We start from the raw sequence: 25,032 nt of genomic DNA, 5'->3' as shown, positions 1-25,032 counted from the left end.
CCGTCCGTGCTACTCGGCGATCTCTGTCCGTTCCCACCACTCGTAGACCGCGAGTCGTCCCTCCGCGCTGTCCTGGTGCCGCGACGTGATCTTGAAATGCTCGTACCCGCCGCGGTGTGGAATCTTCAGGTCTTGTCCGGGGTCGGAGATCGGAACGATCCGCTCGGGCAGATCGTCCGGGCCGCCCTCAAGCACTCCCTTGGTCTCCATGTTTCCAGTCTTCCCAACCGCAGGCCCGCTCGCATCACGACTCGGCACCGGCGCTGCTCAGCACCCACCGGCAGCGCCCCGTCCCGACGCGGTGACGGGGCAGGGCCGGCTCGTGGGCGCGGGGTACGCAATGCGGTTGAGGGGCCGGCCGAACAGCAGGGAATGGGCAGGGTCAAACGCCTCGGCGTCGAGCATCGGTCTGCAACCTGATCCTCACCTGGGAGCGGAGGGATCGGGCCACGTCCAGGTCGAAGGGCTCGGTGCTGGGGGTGAGCATCGCTGCGGCGGCTGCGGCCACCCCCGACGCGGAGGCGCTGACGGGATCCTCTCCGGCGGTCAGCTGTGTGATGAGGGCGGCGACCATGCTGTCTCCCGCCCCGGCGTCGCTCAGGGGCTCGCCGGGCAGCGGCGGCGCGTAGAGCTCGGTGTGGCCGTGGCCGGTGGAGCACAGTGCGCCCAGTTCTCCGAGGGTGGTGACGGCGATCTCGGCGGCCCCTGTGGCGATCAGGTGCTCGTTGAGGGCCCGGGCGTCGTCGAAGCCGCGGACCGGCCGACCGGTCAGGCTCTCGGCCTCTGTGCGGTTGCACCTGAGCAGGAACACGCCCTCCCCGAGTGCTCCGCGAAGCGCCGGACCGGAGGTGTCCAGGACCAGTCGGGATCCGGCTTCCCTGACGCGGCGGGAGACGGCCGCGTAGAAGTCGTCGGGCAAGCCGCCGGGCAGGCTGCCACTGGCCACGACGTACGGACAACCGCCAACGGCCTGCACCAGAGCATCCAGGGATCGCCGCCCCTCGTGGTCGTGCAGGTGAGGCCCGGGTGGCACGATGTGGTAGCCGCGGCGCGATTCGGCCTCGAACAGCACGAGTGCTTCGCGGGTGTCGTCGTCGATGTCCACGGCGACGTGGTCGACGCCCTCTTCGTCCAGCAGCCGGTTCAGGCGCAGCCCGACCTCGCCTCCGGCGGTGTGGACGGCGGTGGCTCGGCCTCCGAGCCGCACGACATGACGGGCGACGTTGATCCCTCCGCCCCCGGCGGCCACCGACCTGACCCGGGCGCGGTTCTTGCCGATGTCCTCAAGGTGCCCGACCTCCCAGCAGAGGTCGACCGCAGGATTCATCGTCAAGGTGAGGATCGGCGGCTTGGCCGCGCCCTCCGATCCTCCTGCACCGTCGGCACTCCTGGCTGTGGTGGGTTCCGGCGTCGCGGCCGTCCTCATCGCGGAGCCCAGGCGGTCGCGCCGGCCCTTTCCCGGCGCACCGCCCGCTGGGCACGGCCCCGCCCCCTGCAGCCTGAGGAGATCAGGGCCTGTTCCCACGCGCTGCGGTCGATCCCGGTCCCGGCCGCTGCCAGGAACAGCTTCGGCTCCTGATCACGGTGCCGACCGTGGAACGCGTGGGGCCTGACAATGCCCGCTGTCCTCTCGCACGGATTCACGGAGGCCGTTTCCCGCCCCGTGCCGTGGCTGTCCGGGCCTTGGGGACGGTGAGCGTGAGCGCACCGTCGGCCGGAGCCGTGCCGGTGTCCTCGCTCTTCACCGCCGAGGGGAGCATGGCCGGGTACCCGCATCGGCTGGAGCGGCGTGTGCCGCGCCTGTGTCGCGCCAGAAAGCTGGTGGGTGCGGCCGAAGAACGCGTCCGGCTCCGCCGGGGCACCGGTCCGGCGCCGCGGGGGATGGGTCATCGCACTCACCTCCGTGGACTGCGACACGTCCGACCCCGACTTCCATACTGGAACAGCCTGACGTCACCTGCATGCCGGCCCACGGCTGGTCCTGTTCCTCGGCATGTGGATCTACAGGAGCATCGGGCAGACGGTGACGGCTGCGGCGCCCGGGGCAAGAACGTGCGCCCCTGGGCAATCTCGTCGTCCGTCCCGGACTGTGCGGACAGGCCGGGCACCGAGCCGGTCGCTGTCTGCCGCGGAGGGACGTCCATGCCTGTCAGGGATCGTGATTCTCCCGGCTCACCTCGGGGCCAGGAACTGCATTCGCGGTATGCCCCCGCCGGTCAGGCGTGCTCGTCCGATGGCTGCTGGTCAGGCTGGGCCGACCAGCTCGCCGGCTCGTCACCGCCCGAGTCCTCGTCGCGCTCAGCGTCGGCGGCCGTCGCATGAATCTTGCCCGACGCGTGGTGGACCGGTGCGTATACGGCGTAGAGCCGGAGGGGCTCGTCGCCGATGTTGGTGATGTTGTGCCAAGTACCGGCGGGTACGCACACGGCCCAACCATCCTCGACCTCCTGGTCGAAGTCGAGTCGATCCTTCGTGCGGCCCATCTGGACGCGGCCCCGGCCCGCGTCGAGTCGTAGGAACTGGTCGGTCTCCGGGTGCGCTTCCAATCCGATGTCCTCACCCACCGGGATCGACATGAGGGTCAGCTGAAGGTACTTCCCGGACCAGGCGACGGCGCGATAGTTCGTGTTGTCGAGCGTCGCCTTCTCCAGGTCGAAGCTCTGAGGCTCCGGCCCGATGTCCTTGATGGTCATACTTCTCTCCCGGTCGACGAAAGGCGGTACACGGTCGCGGTCTTGCGCGTCAGCGCACGTCGACATGCTCAGAGCCCTGGGCTCTTCCGGCCGCAAGTACGCGACCTGCTACCGCACACGCGGCCGGCCGTGGGCCTTCATGATCGAGTGCTCGTCCGCGCACTCCAGCACAGCCCGCGGGGCTTCGATCACCGGATCCCTACCCGCCAGGATGACACTCTGTGTGGTGGTTCGCGTCATTGGCGTCAGCTGGCGTGGTGGGCAAGTGACACCGGACGCGGGTGGCCGGGTCTGCCGGCGTGCGAGGCGTGCGCGCACCGGGTGGCCCCGGACCGGCGGCGTCCCGGTCCGGACTTGTGCTGTTCTGTGCAGCACCATCGCGGTGTCCCATGCCGTCCATGCCTCCCATGCAGGAGGGGACTCTCTCGCCCCATGCCCTCAGCCAGTCGGCCATGGCGTCGATTTCCGGCTGCTGCGCCTTCTTGATCCTCTCGGCGAGGGCCTTGACCGCATTGGACGCGCCGTGCGGCCGGGCCATGTCGGACATGACGACGGCTTGACGGTGGTGGGGGATCATCCCTTGCGCGAAGGCGACGTCCGCCAGCGAGGGCGGCGCCCGCTTTCCGACGGCTTCGCAGGCTGCCGAGGGCAGGTTCGGCGCAGGGGCAAAGGCATCGGCGTCGTCGTGCTCTGCGCCGGTGACGGGAACGTTGTCCGGTGCGGTGTTGCCGGGGGCACTGGGCAGGGACGCGGAGGCGCACATCATGTCTGTGTGGCTGATGTGGCGGCCCGTGTCGTGGTCGTCGTCGGGGCACGGGCAGTGCTGACCGGCATCTGTCGTCGCCACGTGGTGGGACGTGCGCTCGACGGTGACCGGCGACGGCAGAGCGGCCGCAGGGCCCAGGGCGTGCATACCGAGCAGCCCCACGGTGAGGGCCAGGACGAGCATCGTGGTGAACCGCATCAGCACCCGTGGTGCGGGGCTCGCGGCCGGACATGTCTTCCAGCGTAGGACGCGCCCGCCAAGGGCGCTCCGGGACAGCCCTCAGCCCCGCTCGCCGTCTCCGCCCGCCGGATGTGTCCGCTGAGGGCGGGGCAGGTGGAGGCGCTTGAGCGCCAGGGCGTTGACGGCGACGATGATGCTGGAGCCGGACATGGACAGGGCGGCGATCTCGGGGCGGAGGATCAGGCCCGTGGCGGGTTCGAAGACCCCGGCGGCGATGGGCAGGGCGATGGCGTTGTAGCCGATGGCCCAGCCCAGGTTCTGGCGCATCTTGCGCAGGGTGCCCCGGCCGATACGCAGGGCGGTGGGGACGTCCAGGGGGTCGGAGCGCATCAGAACGAGGTCGGCGGTCTCGATGGCGACGTCGGTGCCGGCTCCGATCGCGATGCCCAGGTCGGCCTGGGCGAGGGCGGGCGCGTCGTTGACACCGTCACCGACCATGGCGACTGTGCGGCCGCCCTGCTGAAGTTCGCTGATCTTGGCGGCCTTGTCGCCGGGGAGGACGTCGGCGATGACGGTGGTGATGCCCAGGCGCTGCGCGATCCGTTCGGCGGTTGCCCGGTTGTCGCCCGTGAGCATGACGACCTCGACACCGAGGCTGCGGAGGTCGGCCACCGCTGCGGGGGAGGTCTCCCGAAGGGCGTCGGCGATCCCGATGAGGGCCGCCACCCGGCCGTCGACGGCGGCGATGACGACGGTGCGGCCGGTGGCGACCAGCTCCTCGCGCCGGCCGCTCAGGGGCCCGAGGTCGACGCCTTCACGTTCGATCAGGCGGCGGTTGCCGACCGCGACCCGGCGGCCGTCGACCACGGCCGTCGCGCCGTGGCCCGGTACGTTCTCGAAGTGGCGGGCCTGAGCGGCGGCGACGCCGCGCGCGGCGGCGTACCGTACGACCGCAGCAGCCAGGGGATGCTCGGATTCCTGCTCGACGGCTGCGATCAGCCGCAGCACCTCGTCCTCGTCGCCGCCGCGAACGCTGATCACGTCGGTGACTTCGGGTTCGCCTTTGGTGAGGGTGCCGGTCTTGTCCATGACCACGATGCGGATGCCTGCGGACGCCTCCAGGGCCATGGCGTTCTTGAACAGCACGCCCCGCTGCGCGCCCAGCCCGGTCCCGACCATGATGGCGGTGGGGGTGGCCAGGCCCAGTGCGTCAGGGCAGGTGATGACGACCACGGTGATGGCGAAGAGCATGGCCTCGCCGAAGGGGCGGTCGGTGGCGAGCAGCCATACGGCCAGGGTGAGGGCGCCGCCGACGAGGGCGACGAGGACGAGCCAGAAGGCGGCCCGGTCGGCGAGCCGCTGACCGGGAGCCTTGGAGTTCTGGGCCTCCTGGACGAGCTTGACGATCTGGGCCAGCGCCGTGTCCGCACCGACCTTGGTCGCCCGCACCCGCAGCGTGCCGTTGGCGTTGAGGGTGGCGCCGACGACCGGGGATCCGGGGCCCTTGTGCACGGGCATGCTCTCCCCGGTCACGGTCGACTCGTCGACCTCGCTCTCGCCCTCCTCCACGATCCCGTCCGCGGCGATCTTCGTCCCGGGGCGTACGAGCAGCAGATCCCCGACGAGCACCTCGGCGGTGGCGACCTCGACGGGCACGCCGTCCCGCAGAACCACGGCTTTCGACGGGGCGAGGTCCAGGAGCGTGCGCACGGCATCGTTGGCACCGCCGCGGGCACGCATCTCGAACCAGTGGCCCAGCAGGACGAAGGAGGCCAGCACGGTGGCCGCCTCGTAGAAGACGTCCCCGCCCCCGGTCAGGGTGACGATCAGGGAGTACAGCCAGCCGGCACCGACGGCGACCGCCACGAGCACCATCATGTCCAACGTCCGGGCACGCAGGGCCCGGACAGCGCCGACGAAGAAGACCGAGCACGAGTAGAGGATCACCGGCAGGCTCAGCAACAGTGCCCACACGTCCTGGCGCAAGCCGAACGGAACGGGCGCGTGCCAGCCGAAGACCTCCTCGCCGATCGGCGACCAGACCACGATCGGGACGGAGAACGCCACCGCGACCAGGAAGCGGTTGCGCATGTCGGCGACCATCGCGGCCATCGACATCTCGCCGTGGCCCCCGTGGCCCCCGTGGCCCCCGTGCCCCCTCGCCTCGTCGGGCGCGCGTGTGCCTGCTGCCGTCCCGGGCGTCGCGCGAGGGCGCTCCGGCGCAGCCGTGGAACCGGGAGGGTCCGGTTCCTGCATCGGATCGCAGAGGTGCGAGGGAACCGACTGGCCGGCGCAGTGGTATCCGCATTCGGTCACCCATGCGCGCAGCTCGGCGAGCGAGGTCCGGCGAGGGTCGAAGACGACCGTGGCCGACTGCGCCACCGGGTTGACCTCGACGTCGAGCACGCCGGGCCGCCGGCCCAGTACGGCCGCGACGGTGCTCTGCTGGCTCGCGCGCACCATGCCCCGCACATCCAGCACCGCCGTGGTGCGATGGTCTGCGGGGTGCGCCATGCTCCCGTTCGCCTCCCGGATGGGTTCGGCTCCGCCTGTACAGAAGCCTGCGCTCCTGGTGAGGGTGCCGCAACGGCTGTTGCCGCGCTGGGAGCCGGTGGGCGCAGTCGGCGGGGGACAGCGGCACGTGGCCGACCCGGCGAGTGGGTTCGAGGAGTCCGGCCGGCGCGACCTCCGTCGGGTCCGGGGCCATGGCGGAAGAACGGCCCGCGCGTCTTCCGGACGGGTGTCAGGCCAGGGTGAGGAAGAGCTTTTCGAGTTCTTCCTCGGTCATGGGCGGCTGGCTCTCGTCGGCGTTGTTCATGCACTGGCGCATGCCGCTGGCGACGATTTTGAATCCGGCGCGGTCGAGTGCCTTGGAGACGGCGGCGAGCTGGGTGACGACGTCCTTGCAGTCCCGCCCGGCTTCGATCATGGCGATGACACCGGCGAGCTGCCCCTGGGCGCGGCGCAGTCGGTTGAGGACTGAGCTGACCGCGTCGTCGTCGACCTTCACCGGGTACCTCCTGAGGGGTGTGCTGTCCGTGTCCATGGTACCCCAGGGGGTATGTGACTCCGGGGTCAGTGATCGAGGAGGGCTGCCAGCGTGGCATCGAGGTCGCCACGCCGCGGCCGGTTGTGGGGGAGTCTGGCGAGGACGGCAGCCATGCCGCAGCTGTTGGTGAGGGCGGAGAAGGCCAGTCCGCCGGCGACGGCGGCGGAGATGAGCTGGAAGGCGGGGTTCAGCAGGCCGAGGCCGAGGCCCGCGAGGACGAGAGCGCCGGCGGCCAGGCGGACCTGGCGTTCCATGCCCCACGTAGTGCGCGAGCCTTGCCCGGGGCGGTGGAGGCCATGGCCCGCTGCGGCCCAGGCGCCGGTGCCCCCGGCGAGGGTGGCGCTGTCGATGCCGTGCTCGGCGAGCGTCTTGCATGCGCTGTCGGAGCGGGCTCCGGAGGCGCAGACCACCAGGATGTCGCCGCGGTCGGCGGCGTGGTGGATGGCGGGGAGGGCGCGTGAGATCTGGTCGAGGGGGATGTTCAGGGCGCCGGGCAGGTGGCCTGTGGCGTATTCGCCGGGCGTGCGGACGTCGAGGACGGTGAGCTCGTGCAGGCGGGTGAGGGCCTGTCCGGAGCTGAGGGTGCGGGGGGTGTTCATGACGGACTGTCTCTCCTGCTGGGTGTTGGCGGTGTCCGGGTGCGGATACCGGGCGAGCTGTGGGGGTGGCCGTGTGGGCGGACCTGCCGTCAGCGGATCGCGTCGGTGAGCATGAAGGCCGCGGCGGACAGCAGCACGACGGCGAAGATGCGTTGCAGGGCTGGGCCCTTGATCGCGGCGGACAGGCGCTTTCCGTCCCAGGCGGCGAGGATCGCCGCCCCGGTGAAGGGCGCGACGACTGCCCAGTCCAGAGGCCCCGCGCCGCCGGTACGGACGGTGAGCGCGGCGAGCGAGTTGACGGTGATGACGAGCAGGCTGGTCCCGACGGCCGCCCGCATCCTCAGACCCAGCACTGCGACCAGGGCGGGGACCGCGAGGAATCCGCCGCCGACGCCCAGGAATCCGGTGACCGCCCCCAGGCTCGCGCCGACTCCGGCGGCCCGGGCCGGGCGGACCGGGCGGACCTCGTTCTCGGGTGCGGGGGACCTGAGCATGCGCAGGGCCGCGAGACCCGCGACGGCTGCGAACGCGGCTGTGAGCAGCTGCCCGGGCAGGCGTGCGGCGAGGGCGGCTGCAGCCATGGCGGGAGGGATGCCGGCGGCCGCGAAGAGGGCGCCGGTCCTCCAGCGGACGTTGCCGCAGGTGGCGTGGGTGTAGAGGGCGGTGGCGGACGTGGCGGTGACGATGATCAGCGACGCGGTGGTGGCGGCGGCCGGCGTGAATCCGAGCAGGTAGATCAGGGCGGGGACCGCGAGCACGCTGCCGCCGCCGCCCAGGGCGCCGAGGGCGAGGCCGACGACGGCACCTGCGATCAGGGCGAGGACGAGCGTGCTCACGCTGTCGAGCCGCTGCTTCCGTGGCCGTCGACGACCGGCAGTCCCGCCGCCGCCCAGGCGTTCATGCCGCCCTTGACGTCGACAGCCCCGGTTCCGCGTTCCGTCAGGATCTTCGCCGCTTGCCGGGACCGGTGCCCGGAGCGGCAGATCACCATCAGCGGCCGTCCCTTGGCAGCCGGGGGCAGGTCGGCGCCGGCCAGCAGGGCGGAGAGCGGGGCGTGCACGGCGCCGGGCGCGTGCCCGGCCGTCCATTCCGCCCGCTCGCGTACGTCGAGCAGGACGGCGCCCTCGTCGCGGGTGCGCTGATGGGCATCGGCTGGAGTCACGCGGGCGGGGCCGCGCCGGAAGAGGAACATCATCGGGTCCTTCTCTTGTGGGGAACGGGGGGCGAGCGGTCAGCTGTCGGAACGGGGTCCGGCGGTCATCGGGAGGCCCGCGCTCCGGGCGGCGTCGAAGGAGTCGTCGACGGCCACGACATCGCGTCCGGCCGCGTCGAGCAGGGAGGCCGCGATCCCCGCGCGCATGCCGCCCGCGCAGTGCACCCACACCGCTCCGGCCGGCACCTCGTCCTGGCGTCGGTGGAGCTGGTGGATCGGGATGTGAACCGAGTCCTTGATCCAGCCCTCGGCGCGTTCGGAGTCCCGCCGTACGTCCAGCACGATCCGGTGCTCGTAGGGATCGAGGGCGGCGAGGTCGGCGAACGTGGCCCGTGGGAAGCTCCGCAGCTGTTCGTGCGCGGAGATCCAACCGGCCGGCTCCCCGGTGGCCGCGGCGGCCGGGCGGTCGATCCCGACACGGGTCAGTTCGCGCTGCGCCTTCGCCAGCTGCTCGGGGGATTCCGCGAGGAGCGTGACGGGCTTGCTCCAGGGGATCAGCCACGCGAGGTAGGTCGCGATCTTCCCGTCGGCCTCGAAATTGAACGATCCCGCTACGTGTCCCTGGGCGAAGGCGATGCGGTTGCGCAGGTCGACCACCCACTCCCCGGCGGCCAGGCGGGCGGCGATGTCGGCGGCGTCCGCCACGGGAGGTGCGGTGAGGTCCACCGGAGCCGGACCTGCGGCGTTGGCCGGGCCCATGTGGGTGTAGTAGGCAGGCACGTCGTCGAGTCCGGCCAGCAGGGCGGAGACGAAGGAGTCGACGTCCTGGACCAGGGCGTCGTTGCCGGCCTTTTCCTTGCCGATGGTGGTGGCGACCCCGTCGGCCTGGGCCGAGGAGCAGAAGCTTCCGAACCCGTGGGTGGGCAGTACCTGGGCTTCGTCAGGCAGTTCAGCGGCCAGCCGGCGTGCGGAGGCGTGCTGGGCGCGGGCGAGCTCCTCGGTCAGTCGCGGCTCGACCAGGTCGGGCCGTCCGACCGTCCCGATCAGCAGGGAGCCTCCGGTGAAAACGGCGACGGCCGAACCCCACTCCTCCAGAACGTAGGAGGTGTGGTGCGGGGTGTGGCCGGGGGTGGCAAGGGCCCGCAGCGTGATGCCGTCGTCCACGGCGAAGGTGTCTCCGTCATGGACGGGGGTGCGGTCGAAGGACACCCGGGCCGCGGCGGGCACCAGGTAGGCCGCGCCGGTGAGGCGGGCCAGGTCCAGGCCGCCGGTGACGTAGTCGTTGTGGACGTGCGTCTCCACGACGTGGGAGATCCGCACCCCTCGCCGTGCCGCCATGGCGAGCACCTGGTCGACGTCGCGCGGTGGATCCACTGCCACGGCCGTGTGGGCGCCACCCGCCAGGTAGCTGCGGTTGCCGAGCCCTTCCAGTTCAAGGGTGTCGATGAAGAACACGCTGTCGCTCCTTCTCGTGAGAATTACCCCCGGGGGTATATCTCGAGCGTAGCAGTAGTACCCCCGGGGGTATTTTCGGCCGGCGCCGTGGGGCCCGTTCTCGGCTCACTGCGCGTCGGTCCGGGCCAGGGCACAGACTGGTGGGGTGGGCGCCATGGACGCGATCGAGCTCATAGGACTGACCAAGCGGTACGGGGCCGTGGTCGGGGTGGAGGAACTCACACTCGGCATCGGTCCGGGCGAGGTGTTCGGCTTCCTCGGGCCGAACGGGGCGGGCAAGACCACCACCCTCAGGTGCCTGACCGGCTTGCTGCGCCCGACGGCCGGGCACGTGCGGGTGCTGGGGATGGACCCGCTCGCCGATCACCGCCGGGTGGCTCGGGAACTCGGCTATCTCCCGGGTGAGCTGCGGCTGTACCCCGAACTCACCGGGGCACAGACCCTCGACCTGCTGTGTTCCCTCCAGGGCCGGTCCTGCACACGGCGGGCCGAACTGTGCGAGCGGCTGGGACTGACGCCGGCGGTCCTGCGTCGCACGGTGGGCGGGTACTCGCGCGGCATGAAGCAGAAGCTGGGCCTGGTGCAGGCGCTGCAGCACGATCCCCGGCTGGTGGTACTGGACGAGCCGACCGAGGGGCTGGATCCCCTGGTGCAGGAGACGTTCTTCGAGCTGATGGAGCAGGCGGCGGCCGACGGCCGCACCGTGCTGTTGTCCAGCCATGTCCTCCCGGAGGTGCAGCGGGCCTGCGGACGCGTGGCGATCGTCCGGGACGGGCGCCTGGTGACGGTGGAGAGCGTGGCCGCCCTGCGGGAGGCGCGTGCGCGGCGGATCCGCCTGACCTTCGGCGACGGGAAGGGGGCACGCCCTCTGGGGCGCGCGGAGCAGTGGGCGCCCCACTGGGAAGGCGACCGGGTGGAGCTGCTCGTACCCCCGAGCGAGGTGGTGGGGGCACTGCGCGAGCTGCTGACCCTGGGGGTGGCCGACGTCTTCGTGGAGGAGGCGGGGCTGGGCGAGGCGTTCCTGGACCTGTACCGCAACGGCAAGGCGGAGGGGGCGGCGCCGTGAAGACGCGGTGGCCCCTGCTGTGGCTGGCGCTGCACCGGCGCCGGCGGATGCTGATGGCCCTGGTGGTGGGGATGGTCGTCTTCGAGGCGCTGATCGTGGTGGTGGCGAACACGATCGCGCCGGGAACGCTGTTCTCGGCGGGCGGAAAGGGCACGCCGTCGGCGTACCGCGCGTTCAGCGGGTCGGGCGGGGACGTGTCGATCGCGAGCTATCCGGGGCTGCTCGGGGCCGGACTGGTGCATCCGTTCTGGATCGCCATGCAGCTGACCGCGATCGGCGCCCTGGCCGCGGCGGCGGTGGCGGCCGACGTGGAATCCGGGACGATCGAGCTGATCATGGTGCGTCCCGTGAGCCGCAACCGGCTGCTCGCCGAGCGGACGGCCGCCGTGGTGATTGCCGCTCTCGCCCTCAACGCCGCGGCGACGCTGACCGTGGCGGCAGGCGTCTGGCTGTCGCCGGACATCCACCGGGACGTGCCGCTCAGCGGTGTCTTCGCCGCCGGGTTGATGGGGTGCGGCTTCGCGCTGTGCCTGGCCGGACCGGCCCTGGCCGTGTCCGCATGGGGGAGCCGACGCGCGCAGGTGATCGGTGCGACGATCGCGATCGGGGCGGTCGGCTTCGCGCTGAACTTCATCGCGCTGGCCTGGTCCAAGGCGGCACCCCTGCGGTTCATCAGTCCCTTCCACTACTACACACCGGGTGACGCACTGGCACAGGGCCACGTGCTGTGGCCGCAGTTGGGCGTTCTGGTCGGGGTCGGAGCAGTGGGGCTCATCCTGGGCCACGCGTTGCTGATGAGGCGGGACCTGGCCCCGTAGCGGAGGGACAGCGGTCAGGGGGATGCGGGGCCTTCGAGGCGGGAGTGCACACCGACCACCCCTTCGACAGCCCGGGCGAGGCGAGTGGCCACGGGGATGAGGTGGGGGTCGCGGGTCCTTCCCCTCAGGGTGACGACGCCGTGCGTCACCTCAACCGTGATGTCATGGCGGGAGAGCGGGAACAGGCGCTCGACGACCTCGCGGCGGACTTCGGCGGCCAGGTCGTCGTCGGTGCGGAGGAAGACCTTCAGGAGGTCGGCGCGGCTGACGACGCCGAGGAGAGTGCCGTCGGCATCCACGACCGGGAGACGCTTGATGCGGCGGTCGGCCATCAGCCGGGCGGCCTGGGGGAGCGTGGCGTCGGGGCGGATGGTGACGGCCGGGCTCGTCATCAGCTCCTCGGCGCGGACCGATCCGGCCTTCGCTGTGTCGCCGAGGCGGCGCATCTGCTCGATCAGGCTCGGTCCGTGTTCGTGGAACTCCTCCTTGGTGAGGAGGTCGGCCTCGGAGACGACGCCGACGACATGGCCTTCGCCTTCGATGACCGGGACCGCGGTGACCTTCCAGCGCTCCATCGCGGTGGCGATCTCCTTGAATTCGGCGGCGGGCGTGACGCTGACGACGGTCTTCGTCATGACGTCGTTGACGGTGTACGGGGTGGAGGTCATGGCTGGTCCTCAGCGGGCGTAGGCGAGTGGCATGTCGCTGTGGTGGGGTGCGAACAGGTCGAGGATCCGGGTGCGGGCCGAGCCGAGCCGACGGGCGATGACCGCGGCAACAGCGGTGGATATGCAACGGCCCACGGGCGGGTTCTCTTCGCAGAGCTTCCGTACGGCCACCGCGCCGGCGGGGACGTCCATGCGATGGGCGTGGGCGAGCACAGGGCCTCACGCGCTTCGGGTTCCATGTCGCCCGGGAGAGTGTTCATGGTGTGCCTCCAGCCCTTCCCCTTCAGGTTCGCGCCGGTCCTCGGGGTGCGGGAGGGCCTCGCGGTGCATACCGCAGGGCCCATCCGGCCCGGTCAGCGGACCAGGACGGCCTCCCCGGGCTTGGGTACGACGGCCGTCCAGCCCAGCTCGCGGTCGATGCGGTCCCGGAGAGTCTCGGCCGCGGCCTCCTCGCCGTGGACGAGGTAGGTGGTGTGCGGGGCGGGGGCGGCGCGCAGCCAGTCGATGATCTGGTCGGCGTCGGCGTGGGCGGAGAAGTGGGGTACGTCGGCCACCTCGGCACGTACGGGGGTGTACTCGCCGAACATCTTCAGGGTGCGGGCGCCGTCGACGAGGTCACGCGCCCGCGTACCGGCGGCGGCGAAGCCGACGATGACTACGGCGTTGCGGGGGTCGGGCAGGAGTCGGTGGAGGTGGTGCAGGACCCGACCACCGGTGGCCATGCCGGCGGAGGAGACGATGACTGCCGGCCCGGTGGTGCTGTTGATGTCGATCGACTCCTGGACGGTACGGGCGGCCAGGAACGGCTCCGGGCTGAACGCCGCCTCGCCCTGGGCCAGGATCTCGGGCCTCAGCTCGGGAGAGTGGGAGCGCAGGGCGTCCCGGTAGACGTCCAGGGCGGCCAAGGCCATGGGACTGTCGACGTACACGGGTACGCTCCGGGGCAAGGTGCCGTCGCGGCGCAGCCCGGCCAGCTCGTGCAGGACGACCTCGGTCCGGTCGATCGCGAACGACGGGATGACCACGGTTCCGCCCCGCGACAGCGTTCTGGTGACCACGGCAGCGAACTCGCGCCGCGCCGTCTCGTGGTCGTGGCGGCGGTCGCCGTAGGTGGACTCCATGAGTAGCACGTCGGCGCCGGAGAACGGCTCCGGGGGCAGCAGCAGGGGGTGCCCGGGGCGGCCCAGGTCGCCGCTGACGGCCAGGGTGTGGCCGTCCTCCAGCGTGAGGTGGGCCCAGGCGGAGCCGAGGATGTGCCCGCCGTGGTGCAGCCTCAGCTTCGTTCCGGCCATGATCTCGATTTCGCTGCCGATCTCGACCGGGTCGAAGAACTTCAGCGTGTTCTCGACGTCCGTGTCGTCGTAGAGCGGCTTGGCGGGGCGGTGCTTGGACCAGCCGTGGCTGTTGGCGTGCTCGGCTGCCTCCATCTGGAGGCGGGCGCTGTCGCGCAGCACGATCTCGGCGAGCCGGGCGGTAGGGGCGGTGCTCAGGATCGGACCACGGAAGCCGTGCCGGACCAGGCGCGGCAGATAGCCGCAGTGGTCCAGGTGAGCATGGGTGACGACCACGGCGTGGAGGTCGGAAGCATCGAAGCCGGGCTTCTCCCAGTTGCGACGGCGCAGGTCCGCGAAACCCTGGAAGAGCCCGCAGTCGACCAGGATGCGGGCGTGGTCGCTCTCGACGAGGAACTTGCTGCCGGTGACCGTGCGTACCGCACCGAGCAGACGCAGGAGTGCGGGTCTGGGCGAGGTGGTGGTGGGGCGCTGGGCTGTCTCGGACACGACCTGCCCTCCCTTCGGTAAGGGGATCCGGTTCTCACCATCGCACCGGGTGCGGGGGCCGGCAGGGGGCCGACAGGCCCCGGCAGGGGACCGATCGGCCCATGCGCGGCCGGTCGGGTCCGGTCCAGCCTGGCGGTGACACCTCAAGCGGTGGGAAATGAAAGAAAGGGACGTCATGGAGGCACTGGTCTTCCAGGGTTCCGGACAGACCGCAGTGCAGGACCTACCGGACCCGGGCGGCGACGTCCCTGCGGTGCGGCCCGGGGACCGGGTGCTCGTCTCCTGCATCTCGGCCTGCGGCCGCTGCCGCTTCTGCCGCGAGAGCCACTACGGCCAGTGCTGCGGGAGCAGCGGGCGGGTGCTGGGCCACACGATCGCCGGCACAGCCCGTGCGGGCGACACCGGCGCCCTCAAGGTCGCGCTCGGTGGGTCCCGGCACGACGCCGTCACCGTCCCGGCCACCCGGCCGTGGCACCGAGAGGACGTGAAGACGATGAGCAGTACCCAGCACAGGCCGGGCGCCGCGCAGGCGCCGGCCGGACGCACGGACCTCGGACGGCGGATCGCCATGCGCCGTGAGGAACTCGGCCTCACCCGGGACCAACTGGGTGAGCGCTGCGGGGCCGACGGCGCGTACATCACCTACCTGGAGGAACACGCGGCAGCCCCGGCGACCGGCTCCCTCCTGCGTCTCGCCGACGCGCTGGGGACGACCACGGCGGCACTCTCCGGCGCGACGACGGAGTACCCACCCGGCAGAGGAACGGCCGTCCGGGACGCCGAGCTGGTCGAGTTGTCCGACGGCGAGTGCCGGCGGCTGCTTTCCACGCACGGCGTCGGCAGGATCGCCGTCTTCACCCCGGACGGCCCGGCGATCTTCCCGGTCAATTACGTAGTGGCGGGCCGCGACATCGCCTTCAGGACCTCGGTCGACGCGGTGCTCGCGGGGGCGGCCGGGACGGAAGTGGCCTTCGAAGTCGACCGTATCGACGACGTCACGCGCCTGGGCTGGAGCGTCATGGCCGTGGGCGAGGCAGAAGGCGTCACCGATGCGGAGGAGCTCGGCCGGCTCGAGGCCGTCTCGTACTCGCTGCCCTGGGCCGGCGGTCCGCGGACCCACTGGATGAAGGTCACCGAGATCCGGATCACCGGGCGCCGGGTGATCCGGCAGTGAGCACGCTGCGCGCCGTCGTCCTGGACACCGACGGCGTCCTCCTCGACTCCGCCGCGCTGCACGCTGCTGCGTGGAAGTCCGCTTTCGACGGCTGCCTCGACACCTGGGCGGCAGCCGCCGGCCACGCAGCGCAGCCTCCCTTCGACGCCCAGCGGGAATACCGGGAGCTGGTGGACGGCAAACCCCGTCTCGACGGCGCCCTCGCCTTCCTGAGCGCGCGCGGCATCGAACTGCCGCCGGGTGACGCCGCGGAACCGCCGGGGTGCGGTACGGCGTGGGCGGTCGCCGCCCGGAAGGAGCGCGCGTTCACCCAAGCGCTTCAGGCCGGAGCCGTCGAGGCGTTCCCGGAAGTCCGGCCCGCACTCGAAGCGCTGCGCGCCCAGGGGATGCGGTGCGCCGCGGTGTCGGCATCCAGACATGCCCGGCCCTTGCTGGAGTGCGCCGCGATCACCCCCCTCGTCGACGTGCTCGTGGACGGCACGGACGCCGACCGGCTGACCCTGGCGGGCAAGCCGGACCCAGCCCTGTTCCTGGAAGCGGTACGCCGGCTGCACGTGGACCCCGCCGACGCGGCGATGGTCGAAGACGCTCTGGCCGGGGTGGAGGCGGGCCGACGCGGTCACTTCGGCCTGGTGATCGGCCTCGACCGGTCCGGCGGCATGTCCGCCGCAGAGGCCATGCGGGATCGCGGCGCGGATGTCGTGCTCCCTGACCTCACCGCCGTCGTCGGCACCGTTGCCGGAGCGCGGCCGTGAACACCGCGTGGACCTGGACCTTCGACCGCTACGACCCGAAGACGGAGCGGGTCGTCGAGGCCCTGTGCACGCTGGGGAACGGCCGGTTCGCCACGCGCGGAGCCGCCCCCGAATCACCCGCCGACGCCGTGCACTATCCCGGCACCTACGCGGCGGGCTGCTACAACTGGCTCCCCTCGCAGGTCGCCGGCAAGCAGGTCGGCAACGAGGACATGGTCAACCTCCCCGACTGGACCCGCTTGCGCTACCGCTGCCTGCCGCAGGACGGGCCGGCGGGGGAGTGGCTCACTCCCGACCACCCGAGCCTGCGCCACCACCGCGCCGTCCTGGACCTGCACGCGGGGACCCTCACCCGCCGCATGCTGTTCCAGGACGGCCACGGCCGTCGGCTCGGCGTCACCCACACCCGGCTCGTGTCCATGGCGGACCCCTACCTCGCCGCTCAGCAGAGCACCTTCCGCGCGTCCGGATGGCGCGGAACCATCGAGATCCAGTCCGTACTGGACGGTGACGTCACCAATGCCGGCGTCGCGCGGTACCGGGCCCTCGACGGGCGCCACCTCACGGGCCACCGCACCGGCGTCGGCGCGGACGGCATCGCCTGGCTCTCCTGCGAGACCACATCGCTCCGCACCCGGATCGGCATCGCGGTTCGCACATCCTCCCGCCCCCTGGCCGCCATGGACCAGAGCTGCACGGAGCCGGCGACCGCGCAGACCTTCCGGTTGCCGATCTCCCGCGGACGTCCCGTCGTCGTCCTCAAGGCAGCCGCCCTTTACAGCTCGCTGGATCGACCCGCGGGCGATCCGCTCACGTCTGCGGTCGAACACGTCACGCACGCACCGGACTTCGCGACCGCGCTCGCCGGCCACCAGGCCGCCTGGGAAGACCTGTGGAGCCGAGGCGAGGTAAAGGTGCCCGGTGAGGCCGGCCGGATCCTGCGCCTCCACGCCTTCCACGTCCTGCAGACCCTCTCCCCGCACACGGCGGAGCTCGACGTTGGCGTACCCGCCAGAGGCCTGCACGGAGAGGCATACCGGGGTCACGTCTTCTGGGACGAGCTGTTCGTCACCCCCTACCTCACCCTGCACCTCCCCGAGGTGGCACGCGCGGTGCTCATGTACCGCCACCGGCGCCTGCCCGCGGCCCGTGCCGCAGCGCGGCGGGCCGGGCGGCCGGGCGCGATGTTCCCCTGGCAGAGCGCCCGTTCGGGGCGCGAGGAAACGCAGACGTTGCACCTCAATCCGCGCTCCGGCCGCTGGCTCCCGGACCACTCCCACCTCCAGCGCCATGTGGGCTCCGCGATCGCCTGGAACGTCTGGCGCTATGCGCAGACCACCGGTGACACCGGCTTCCTGTACGGACCCGGCGCCGAACTGCTCATGAGCATCGCCCGCTACTGGGGAGCGGCCGCCGACTATGACACCGACCGGGGGCGCTACCGGATCCGCGGGGTCGTGGGCCCGGACGAATATCACGACGCCTACCCCGGGGCCGCAACTCCGGGGATAGACGACAACGCCTACACGAACGTGACCGCCGCATGGGTGCTGGCCCGCGCACTTGAGCTGGCCGCAGAGCTGCCGAGGACGCGCATGCGTCAACTTGAGCAACAACTGGACGTCGATGCAGAGGCGTTGAACCGCTGGGAGGACGTGTCGCGCCGTCTCCACGTCCCCTTGCACGGCGATGTCATCAGCCAGTTCGAGGGCTACGGTGATCTGGCCGAGCTGGATTGGGACGCCTATCGCGCCCGCTACGGGGACATCCGCCGCTTGGACCGGATCCTGGAGTCCGAGGACGACACGGTCAACCGTTACCAGGCGTCCAAGCAGGCCGACACCCTCATGCTCGGCTACCTCTTCCGCCCCGACGAGCTGCACGGCATCTTCGCCCGGCTCGGCTACCGGCTCGACGATGACCTCTGGCGGGCGACCGTCGCGTACTACTTGCAGCGCACGAGCCACGGTTCGACGCTCAGCAGTCTCGTCCACGGCTGGGTCCTGGCCCGCCACAAGGGCCCCGACGCCTGGCGGTACTGCGAGGAAGCCCTGCTCGGCGACGTGATGGACATCCAGGGCGGCACCACCGGCGAAGGCATCCACCTCGGAGCGATGGCCGGCACCCTCGACCTCATCGAACGGGGCATCGTGGGGCTCGAAGCCGGCCCCGACGGACTGCGTATCGACCCCGTCCCGCTCCGGGAGGTCCCGCGCTGCTCCTTCACCGTCGACTGCCTGGGTCACCGCGGCATTCATATTCGGTTCCTCCCAGGAAAGCTGGGCATCGAGGTCCCCTCATCCCGAACAGCGTCTCCCCTTCCCCTGTGCCTGCCCGACGGCGTGACTGCGGACCTGCCCGCAGGTCGGCAGAGGTGGTTCCACATGGAAGCCGGCTGACCAGTGAACACCGTTCAGGAGCGCACACACCCTCTCGCGGGCACGGCACCGCCATCGTCGCCTCGTAGACGTCGGCGGTGGTCGTCTCGGACTTGCCGCCGCCTGCACGGCCTGCGCATGTCGGGCATGAGACTTGCGGTCCCCTGCCCGGCCCGCCATGGGCAGGTCGGCCCCTGCGAGATACGGACCGGTCCGCCCCTCGCCGCTGTCCCACTCGGCACTGCGGCGCAGCCACCTCCAGGTGTGACCGTGGAATCCGGATGTCGATCCAGGCTCCGTTTTCCGAAGAGGTGGCCACGATGCAGCGCATCCGGATCCAGCCCCACCAGAAGCAGCCCCACAGGCCCGCGCCGCTGGACCTCCGCACGCCGTCCGGCCGCCCGCTCCCGTACTGAGTCCGGAGGCCGTCATGGCACGCACACGGCACGTCATCGCGTTCGCGGAACTCGGCCGACAGGACGTCGGCAGTGTCGGGGGCAAGAACGCCTCCCTGGGGGAGATGACCGCCCACCTGGCCGGTGCCGGTGTGCGCGTCCCCCCGGGGTTCGCCACGACCGCCGACGCGTACGGAGAGCTGCTGGACGGACACGGACTGCGCGGGCGGATCGAGGAACAGATCGCGCGCCTGCGCGAAGGCGCCGCGCTCGACGAGGTCGGGGCCGCGATCCGGTCGATGACCCTCGCCGAGCCGCTGCCCCCGGAGCTGCGGGCCGAGATCGTCTCCGCGTACGAGCAGCTGGGACGCGACGAAGGCCGCGCGGATCCGGAGGTCGCCGTACGCAGCAGCGCCACCGCCGAGGACCTGCCGGAGGCGAGCTTCGCCGGCCAGCAGGAGACCTACCTCAACGTGCGCGGGGCCGCCCGGCTGCTGGAGTCCGTGCACCGCTGCTACGCGTCCCTCTACACCGACCGCGCCATCGACTACCGGGAGCGGATGGGCTTCGACCACCTCCAGGTCGCCCTCTCGGTCGGCGTCCAGACCATGGTCCGCTCGGATCTCGCCGGCGCCGGCGTGATCTTCACCCTCGACCCCGAGAGCGGATTCCCCGAGGTCATCGTCATCAGCGCGGCGTTCGGGCTCGGTGAGACGGTCGTCAGCGGGCAGGTCGACCCCGACGAGTACACCGTCTTCAAGCCCGGCCTGAAGGACCCGGAGCTGGACCCGCTGATCGACGTGCGCGTCGGAGCGAAGCGGCGGAAGGCGGTCTACGCGGAGCACGGACTGACCCGGACCGTCGACACCAGCCCCGAGGAGCGCTCGCAAAGGGTCCTGACCGACACCGAGGTCCGGCTCCTCGCTGACTGGGCACTGACCGTCGAAGGGCACTACGGCTGCCCCATGGACCTGGAATGGGCCAAGGACGGCCTCACCGGAGACCTGTGGATCGTGCAGGCCCGGCCCGAGACCGTACAGTCCCGCCGCGCCGCCTCCACCCTGCGCCGCTGCCGCCTGACGGCCCTGCCCGGTACACCTCTCGTGGACGGCACCGCCGTGGGCGAGGCCATCGGCAGCGGACCGGTCGTCCTCCTGGACTGGCCCGTCGACCTCGACCGCTTCCCGTCCGGCGGGGTGCTCGTCACCGGCATCACCGACCCGGACTGGGAACCGAGCATGAAGCGTGCCTCCGCCATCGTCACCGACCACGGCGGCCGCACCTCGCACGCAGCGATCGTCAGCCGTGAACTCGGCGTCCCCGCCGTCGTCGGCACCGGGCGGGCGACTCACGTCCTGCACGACGGACAGAAGGTGACCGTCTCCTGCGCCGAGGGCGGACGCGGCAAGGTCCACGCCGGGCTGCTCGCCTACGAGGAGACCGAGACCGACCTCGCCGGCATTCCCTCCACCCTGACGCACATCATGCTCAACCTCGCCGACCCCTCCGCCGCCTTCCGATGGTGGCGCCTGCCGGCCGACGGCGTCGGACTGGCCCGGCTGGAGTTCATCGTGGCGCACCAGGTCAAGGTCCACCCCATGGCCCTGCTGCATCCCGAACGCCTGGACCACGCCGACCGCTGCGCCGTCGACCAGCTCACCGAGGGCTACCTCGACCGCACCCGTTACTTCACGGACCGCCTGGCGTACGGCATCGCCCGGATCGCCGCCTCCCGGTGGCCCGCTCCCGTCGTCGTACGGACCAGCGACTTCAAGACCAACGAGTACGCACGCCTCCTCGGCGGCCGTCCGTTCGAGCCGGTCGAGGCCAACCCGATGATCGGCTGGCGGGGTGCGAGCCGCTACTACAGCGACGGATACCGGGAAGGATTCGCCCTCGAATGCCGGGCGCTGCGCCGGGTCCGCGACGAGATGGGCCTCACCAACGTCATCATCATGATCCCCTTCTGCCGCACCCTCGAAGAAGCCGACCGGGTCCTGGGCGCCGGTATCGACTCCATCTCCGTCGCCCCGGACAGCTTCGCCGCGGTCAAGCAGCACGTGGCCGCCGCGCAACCGGCCCGGTACGGGGAGGGCCGAACGGCCCCATCCGGGACCCGATGGCCCCAAGCGGAGCAGCCGTCCCCCTCACGACAGTGAAGGAAGACACCACGTGAAGGCGCTCAAGCGCACCACAACAGAGAGCAACGGAGAGTCGCCATGACTTCCAAGCGCGTCCTGGTCGCCTACGGAACCAAGCACGGTGCGACCGCCGGAATCGCTTCCGAGATCGGCAGGACCCTGCGTGAGGACGGCCTCGACGCCGTCGTGGTCCCCGCCGACGACGTGGACGACGTGCGCGGGTACGACGCCGTGGTGCTCGGCGGCGCCCTGTACGCCGGGCACTGGAGCGGCAAGGCCAAGCGTTGCGCCGAACGCAACGAGCACCTCCTCAAGCACCGCCCGGTGTACCTGTTCAGCAGCGGCCCCGTCGACAGCTCCGCCGAGCGGCACGACATCGCGCCGGTGCCCGCGGTGGCCCGGGAGATGGAGCGCCTCGGCGCACGCGAGCACGTCACCTTCGGCGGCAGCCTCACCTCCCGTACGCCCGGGTTCATCGCCCGGGCCATGGTCCGTGCGGGGAAGGGCGGGGACTTCCGCAATCCCGAGCGGATCCGGACGTGGGCCCACCACATCAGCGCCGAACTCGCCGCTCCCCGCTGAGCGGCTGGACAGGACCAGAGCGCGGAGGTGCACGATGTCCGAGGCCGGCCCGCCCGGAGACGGGCCCACGCGATCGCGTCCGGCGAGAGCCGGCCGGGTACGTCGGCTGTTCGACGGACGTCCGAACGAGCTGCGTCGGCCGGCCGACCGGACCCGGCGCCGCTGGAACGCCGTCTTCGCACTGTCCTTCCTGATCGCCGTGCTCTGCGGCGTCGTCGTCACGACGGCCGTCTGGGACTCCGAGAGCCGCACTGCCGGGGAAACGGCCCGCCACCGGCACCAGATCGAGGCGACGACGGTCGGCCCCGCGGAGCGCGCGGTCTCCAGCCGCTCCGGCGGCAACTTGCGGGCGGTTGCTCCAGCCGTCTGGGAGTACCCGCCCGCTCACCAGCACGCCGGTACGGTACCCGTCCCGCTCGGCACATCGGCAGGCAGGCCGGTCACGCTCTGGGTCGATGACGCGGGCACGGAAGCGCAGGCCCCTTCGTCCGAAGCGCAGCGCGCGTTGACGGCCGCAGCGGCGGGGGCCGGAGCCCTCGGGCTGCTCGTCCTGGTCTCGGGGGCAGTGGTCCGCCTTCGTCTGCTGCTCGTCGAGACCCGCACCCTGGCCCAGTGGGAGGACGAGTGGGAGGCCGTGGAGCCGCGCTGGTCCGGCAGGCTGCGGCGCGGACAGGGACCTGGCAATGACTGAGTCAGCGACCCGGCCCCCGTCCCCTGCGGGCGGGCTCCCCGCGAGCCCTGACCCCCTCGAACCGTTGCCGCTCCTGAGGCGCGAGCTCGGCACCGGGCCGAGTGGACTCTCCGCACGCGAGGCAGCCCGCCGCCTTGCCGTCTACGGTCCCAACGAGGTCCGCCGCAAGGCCCGGACCTCGCTGGGGCGTGAACTGGTCCGCCAGCTCGTCCACCCGCTGGCCATGCTGCTCTGGGCGGCTGCCGCGCTGGCGTTCGTCGCAGGCATTCCCGTGCTCGGGTGGGCCATCATCGCCGTGGTCCTCGTCAACGCGGCGTTCGCGCTCCTCCAGGAGCGGCAGGCCGAACAGGCGGTGGAGACTCTCGCGAAGTACCTGCCCGAGCACGCGCTGGTGATCCGCGACGGCCGGTCCTCGGCGGTGGAGGCGAGAGGACTGGTGCCGGGTGATCTGGTCGTTCTCGAAGAGGGCGCCAAGGTTCCCGCCGACGCACGGCTGACCGAGGGTGGCATCGAGGCCGACCTGTCGATGCTGACGGGGGAGTCCACCCCTGCCGAACGCATCGCCGGCCCCGGACTCGTCGGGGCGCCGCTGCTGCAGGAACCCAACCTCGTGTTCAGCGGCACCGTCTGCACCGGGGGCCAGGCCCAGGCGATCGTGTTCGCCACCGGAGACCACACGGAACTCGGCCGCATCGCCGCACTGAGTCAGCGCACCCTGCGCGACCCCAGCCCCCTGGAACAGCAGGTCAAGAAGGTTGCCTGGCTCATCGCCGCCGTAGCGGTCGCCATGGGCGGCGTGTTCCTGGCGGCCGGTGTCGCCGTGGGCCTGCCGCTGACGGACACCCTGACGTTCGCGATCGGCCTGCTGGTCGCCAACGTCCCCGAGGGGCTGCTGCCGACCATCACCCTCGCCCTGGCCGTCGGCGTGCGCGGCCTCGCCCGCCAAGGTGCGGTGATCAAGCGCCTGAGCGCCGTGGAGACGCTCGGCTCCACCAACGTCATCTGCACCGACAAGACCGGAACCCTCACCCAGAACCGCATGCGACTCCAAGCCGTGTGGACGCCGGAGCACGGAAGGGAGCCCGGCCCCTGGGACGGAGAGCTGCTGCGGACCAGCGCGCTGTGCACCACGGTCACCCGCGACGAAGAAGGCGCACTTCACGGCGACCCGACGGAAACGGCCCTGGTGGAAGGTGCCGCTGCCCACGCCGCACCCGTCGACCTCGAAGGCCGTGACACCGGGCGCCGGGCCCTTTTCCGCTTCGACCCCCGGCTGCGTCTGATGTCCGTCGTCCACGCCGCTGGCGTGCACGGTCTGCGCGTCGTCGTCAAAGGAGCGCCGGAGACGGTGTTGCAGACCCTGGAAGGCGGTTCGGGGTCCGCGGCCGACGCGGCGGAGGAGCTCGCCCAGGAAGGCATGCGCGTCCTGGCCGTCGCCGTCCGAACACTGCCGGCCGGTGCCGCGGTACCGACCCGTCGCCAGGACGCGGAGACCGGGCTCCGCCTGCTCGGGCTCGTCGGCCTGTACGACCCGCCACGTCCCGAAGTCGCCGCCGCCGTCCGGCGCTGCCACGAGGCGGGGCTCCGCGTGCACATCGTCACGGGCGACAACGGCGCCACCGCCGCGGCCGTCGCCCGCGAAGTCGGCATCGGCCTGCCTCGTCTCCAGGTGGTGGCACAGTCCGAGTCGATCGGCGACCACGAACTCGACGCGCTCCTCGCATCGGCGGACGCCGAAGTCGTCTTCGCCCGCTCCTCGCCCGAGACCAAGCTGAAGGTGGCCGACGCCCTGCGCGCACACGGGCAGATCGTCGCCATGACCGGTGACGGGGTCAACGACGCCCCTGCCCTGCACCGGGCTCACATCGGCGTGGCGATGGGACTCTCCGGCACCGATGTGGCCCGTGAGGCGTCCACCATGGTGCTGACCGACGACAACTTCGCCACCATCGTCACCGCGATCGAATCAGGCCGCCGCGTCTACGACAACGTCCGCAAGTTCATCGTCTACATCTTCGCCCACCTCACTCCCGAGGTCGTGCCGTTCCTGGTCTTCGCCCTGTCGGCCGGCACGGTCCCGCTCCCGCTGACCGTCCTGCAGATCCTCGCCATCGACCTCGGCACCGAGACCCTCCCCGCCCTCGCCCTCGGCCGCGAACGAGCCGAACCGGGCACCATGAGCCGCCCGCCCCGCCCGAGCTCGCAAGGGGTCATCTCCCGGGACATGCTCATCCGTAGCTGGGGCTACCTCGGTACCGTCTCCGCAGTCCTGGTCATGGGCGCGTTCTTCTACGTGTTGTGGCGCGCCGGCTGGCACCCGGGCGACCCCACCGGCACGGGCAGCCCCCTGCACCACGCCTACGTCACCGCGACCACGGCCACGTTCGCCGGCATCGTCACCTGCCAGGTCGGCACCGCCTTCGCCGCCCGCACCGACCATGCGGCCCTGCGCGACATCGGCCTGTTCACCAACCCCCTGCTCCTGGCGGGCATCGCCTTCGAGCTCGTCTTCACCGCGGCCCTCGTGTACGCGCCGCCCCTGCAAGGCCTGTTCGGTACCGCCGCCCTCCCGCTGGACGTCGTCGCCCTCATCGCGACCTTCCCCGTCATCGTCTGGGGCACCGACGAACTGCGGCGCTGGGTCCGGCGCACTCACCAGCAGACGAGGCCCTGACACCCTTACCGGAG

Annotated in this window: 23 protein-coding genes; 10 read left to right on the top strand and 13 right to left on the bottom strand. The window is 71.5% G+C overall.

Annotated features, from left to right (window positions below; translation table 11 throughout):
* Positions 1-9: 9 nt before the first annotated feature.
* The 10 genes from IO30_RS0108470 to IO30_RS0108425 all read right to left on the bottom strand — a co-directional run bounded on the left by IO30_RS0108470 (position 10) and on the right by IO30_RS0108425 (position 9,895).
* Positions 10-210, bottom strand: coding sequence for a DUF5988 family protein (locus IO30_RS0108470; RefSeq protein WP_031140875.1), 201 nt, complete (start codon positions 208-210; stop codon positions 10-12).
* Between the two features lie 172 nt (positions 211-382).
* Entirely contained in the window at positions 383-1,333 is a 951-nt protein-coding gene (locus IO30_RS0108465) for a 1-phosphofructokinase family hexose kinase (protein WP_051859138.1), read from the bottom strand.
* A gap of 883 nt (positions 1,334-2,216) precedes the next feature.
* Entirely contained in the window at positions 2,217-2,693 is a 477-nt protein-coding gene (locus tag IO30_RS0108460; RefSeq protein WP_031140871.1) for a cupin domain-containing protein, read from the bottom strand.
* A gap of 199 nt (positions 2,694-2,892) precedes the next feature.
* A complete protein-coding gene (locus tag IO30_RS41790; protein WP_237403380.1) occupies positions 2,893-3,657 on the bottom strand; it encodes a DUF6153 family protein in 765 nt (254 codons plus the stop codon).
* An 81-nt stretch (positions 3,658-3,738) separates the two neighbouring features.
* The gene (locus IO30_RS0108450; RefSeq protein WP_037893490.1) at positions 3,739-6,153 is read right to left on the bottom strand and encodes a heavy metal translocating P-type ATPase; all 2,415 of its coding nucleotides are present in this window, start codon (positions 6,151-6,153) and stop codon (positions 3,739-3,741) included.
* 229 nt (positions 6,154-6,382) lie between these two features.
* A complete protein-coding gene (locus tag IO30_RS0108445; RefSeq protein ID WP_031140865.1) occupies positions 6,383-6,649 on the bottom strand; it encodes a metal-sensitive transcriptional regulator in 267 nt (88 codons plus the stop codon).
* A gap of 65 nt (positions 6,650-6,714) precedes the next feature.
* Complete coding sequence (locus IO30_RS0108440; RefSeq protein ID WP_031140863.1) at positions 6,715-7,287, bottom strand: rhodanese-like domain-containing protein; 573 nt, start codon at positions 7,285-7,287, stop codon at positions 6,715-6,717.
* 89 nt (positions 7,288-7,376) lie between these two features.
* Positions 7,377-8,123 (bottom strand): sulfite exporter TauE/SafE family protein, encoded by a 747-nt coding sequence (locus tag IO30_RS0108435; protein ID WP_031140862.1) that lies wholly within the window; start codon positions 8,121-8,123, stop codon positions 7,377-7,379.
* Positions 8,120-8,479 carry a rhodanese-like domain-containing protein gene (locus tag IO30_RS0108430; RefSeq protein WP_031140860.1) on the bottom strand — a complete coding sequence of 120 codons (360 nt, stop codon included), beginning with the start codon at positions 8,477-8,479 and terminating at the stop codon, positions 8,120-8,122. Before IO30_RS0108430 ends, IO30_RS0108435 begins: the two co-directional genes overlap by 4 nt.
* Before the next feature lie 39 nt (positions 8,480-8,518).
* The gene (locus tag IO30_RS0108425) at positions 8,519-9,895 is read right to left on the bottom strand and encodes an MBL fold metallo-hydrolase (RefSeq protein WP_031140859.1); all 1,377 of its coding nucleotides are present in this window, start codon (positions 9,893-9,895) and stop codon (positions 8,519-8,521) included.
* Between the two features lie 154 nt (positions 9,896-10,049).
* On the opposite strand from IO30_RS0108425, the gene IO30_RS0108420 reads away from it, so the two are divergent.
* Entirely contained in the window at positions 10,050-10,961 is a 912-nt protein-coding gene (locus IO30_RS0108420) for an ABC transporter ATP-binding protein (protein WP_031140857.1), read from the top strand.
* The gene (locus IO30_RS0108415; protein WP_031140856.1) at positions 10,958-11,779 is read left to right on the top strand and encodes an ABC transporter permease subunit; all 822 of its coding nucleotides are present in this window, start codon (positions 10,958-10,960) and stop codon (positions 11,777-11,779) included. The genes IO30_RS0108420 and IO30_RS0108415 overlap by 4 nt, the downstream gene beginning before the upstream one ends.
* Positions 11,780-11,793: 14 nt before the next feature.
* On the opposite strand, the gene IO30_RS0108410 is transcribed toward IO30_RS0108415, so the two are convergent.
* The 3 genes from IO30_RS0108410 to IO30_RS0108400 form a co-directional block, all read right to left on the bottom strand.
* A complete protein-coding gene (locus IO30_RS0108410) occupies positions 11,794-12,447 on the bottom strand; it encodes a CBS domain-containing protein (protein WP_031140855.1) in 654 nt (217 codons plus the stop codon).
* Positions 12,448-12,456: 9 nt separating this feature from the next.
* Positions 12,457-12,639: a hypothetical protein gene (locus IO30_RS0108405; RefSeq protein WP_157853155.1), complete on the bottom strand. Its 183-nt coding sequence runs from the start codon at positions 12,637-12,639 to the stop codon at positions 12,457-12,459.
* Between the two features lie 161 nt (positions 12,640-12,800).
* On the bottom strand, positions 12,801-14,228 hold the full coding sequence (locus tag IO30_RS0108400; RefSeq protein ID WP_237403379.1) for an MBL fold metallo-hydrolase RNA specificity domain-containing protein: 1,428 nt from the start codon (positions 14,226-14,228) through the stop codon (positions 12,801-12,803).
* Positions 14,229-14,403: 175 nt separating this feature from the next.
* On the opposite strand from IO30_RS0108400, the gene IO30_RS0108395 reads away from it, so the two are divergent.
* The 8 genes from IO30_RS0108395 to IO30_RS0108360 all read left to right on the top strand — a co-directional run bounded on the left by IO30_RS0108395 (position 14,404) and on the right by IO30_RS0108360 (position 25,018).
* Entirely contained in the window at positions 14,404-15,402 is a 999-nt protein-coding gene (locus IO30_RS0108395) for a helix-turn-helix domain-containing protein (RefSeq protein ID WP_202205075.1), read from the top strand.
* The gene (locus tag IO30_RS0108390; RefSeq protein WP_031140848.1) at positions 15,399-16,157 is read left to right on the top strand and encodes an HAD family hydrolase; all 759 of its coding nucleotides are present in this window, start codon (positions 15,399-15,401) and stop codon (positions 16,155-16,157) included. Before IO30_RS0108395 ends, IO30_RS0108390 begins: the two co-directional genes overlap by 4 nt.
* On the top strand, positions 16,154-18,556 hold the full coding sequence (locus IO30_RS0108385; RefSeq protein ID WP_031140846.1) for a glycoside hydrolase family 65 protein: 2,403 nt from the start codon (positions 16,154-16,156) through the stop codon (positions 18,554-18,556). Before IO30_RS0108390 ends, IO30_RS0108385 begins: the two co-directional genes overlap by 4 nt.
* Before the next feature lie 260 nt (positions 18,557-18,816).
* Positions 18,817-18,951: a hypothetical protein gene (locus tag IO30_RS47595; RefSeq protein WP_267886452.1), complete on the top strand. Its 135-nt coding sequence runs from the start codon at positions 18,817-18,819 to the stop codon at positions 18,949-18,951.
* A 14-nt stretch (positions 18,952-18,965) separates the two neighbouring features.
* Positions 18,966-21,089: a phosphoenolpyruvate synthase gene (gene ppsA / locus IO30_RS0108375; RefSeq protein WP_031140845.1), complete on the top strand. Its 2,124-nt coding sequence runs from the start codon at positions 18,966-18,968 to the stop codon at positions 21,087-21,089.
* Between the two features lie 60 nt (positions 21,090-21,149).
* Complete coding sequence (locus IO30_RS0108370; RefSeq protein WP_031140844.1) at positions 21,150-21,653, top strand: flavodoxin domain-containing protein; 504 nt, start codon at positions 21,150-21,152, stop codon at positions 21,651-21,653.
* 34 nt (positions 21,654-21,687) lie between these two features.
* Positions 21,688-22,344 carry an Rv1733c family protein gene (locus IO30_RS41785; protein ID WP_031140843.1) on the top strand — a complete coding sequence of 219 codons (657 nt, stop codon included), beginning with the start codon at positions 21,688-21,690 and terminating at the stop codon, positions 22,342-22,344.
* Positions 22,337-25,018 (top strand): cation-translocating P-type ATPase, encoded by a 2,682-nt coding sequence (locus IO30_RS0108360; RefSeq protein WP_031140842.1) that lies wholly within the window; start codon positions 22,337-22,339, stop codon positions 25,016-25,018. Before IO30_RS41785 ends, IO30_RS0108360 begins: the two co-directional genes overlap by 8 nt.
* Positions 25,019-25,032 lie beyond the last annotated feature (14 nt).

Source organism: Streptomyces xanthophaeus (assembly GCF_000725805.1).
GTDB classification, from domain to species: Bacteria; Actinomycetota; Actinomycetes; order Streptomycetales; family Streptomycetaceae; genus Streptomyces; species Streptomyces xanthophaeus.
The sequence above is the reverse complement of the archived record's forward strand: the minus strand, read 5'-3'. Positions and strand labels throughout refer to the sequence as shown.

Excerpts from the sequence above, each read along its gene's own strand:
- IO30_RS0108370 (WP_031140844.1), top strand. The coding sequence starts at position 21,150 with ATGACTTCCAAGCGCGTCCTGGTCGCCTACGGAACCAAGCACGGTGCG.
- IO30_RS0108430 (WP_031140860.1), bottom strand. The coding sequence starts at position 8,479 with ATGTTCCTCTTCCGGCGCGGCCCCGCCCGCGTGACTCCAGCCGATGCC.
- IO30_RS0108420 (WP_031140857.1), top strand. The coding sequence starts at position 10,050 with ATGGACGCGATCGAGCTCATAGGACTGACCAAGCGGTACGGGGCCGTG.
- IO30_RS47595 (WP_267886452.1), top strand. The coding sequence starts at position 18,817 with ATGTCGATCCAGGCTCCGTTTTCCGAAGAGGTGGCCACGATGCAGCGC.
- IO30_RS0108450 (WP_037893490.1), bottom strand. The coding sequence starts at position 6,153 with ATGGCGCACCCCGCAGACCATCGCACCACGGCGGTGCTGGATGTGCGG.
- IO30_RS0108405 (WP_157853155.1), bottom strand. The coding sequence starts at position 12,639 with ATGGACGTCCCCGCCGGCGCGGTGGCCGTACGGAAGCTCTGCGAAGAG.
- IO30_RS0108470 (WP_031140875.1), bottom strand. The coding sequence starts at position 210 with ATGGAGACCAAGGGAGTGCTTGAGGGCGGCCCGGACGATCTGCCCGAG.
- IO30_RS41790 (WP_237403380.1), bottom strand. The coding sequence starts at position 3,657 with ATGCGGTTCACCACGATGCTCGTCCTGGCCCTCACCGTGGGGCTGCTC.
- IO30_RS41785 (WP_031140843.1), top strand. The coding sequence starts at position 21,688 with ATGTCCGAGGCCGGCCCGCCCGGAGACGGGCCCACGCGATCGCGTCCG.
- IO30_RS0108440 (WP_031140863.1), bottom strand. The coding sequence starts at position 7,287 with ATGAACACCCCCCGCACCCTCAGCTCCGGACAGGCCCTCACCCGCCTG.
- IO30_RS0108460 (WP_031140871.1), bottom strand. The coding sequence starts at position 2,693 with ATGACCATCAAGGACATCGGGCCGGAGCCTCAGAGCTTCGACCTGGAG.
- IO30_RS0108395 (WP_202205075.1), top strand. The coding sequence starts at position 14,404 with ATGGAGGCACTGGTCTTCCAGGGTTCCGGACAGACCGCAGTGCAGGAC.
- IO30_RS0108360 (WP_031140842.1), top strand. The coding sequence starts at position 22,337 with ATGACTGAGTCAGCGACCCGGCCCCCGTCCCCTGCGGGCGGGCTCCCC.
- ppsA (WP_031140845.1), top strand. The coding sequence starts at position 18,966 with ATGGCACGCACACGGCACGTCATCGCGTTCGCGGAACTCGGCCGACAG.
- IO30_RS0108410 (WP_031140855.1), bottom strand. The coding sequence starts at position 12,447 with ATGACCTCCACCCCGTACACCGTCAACGACGTCATGACGAAGACCGTC.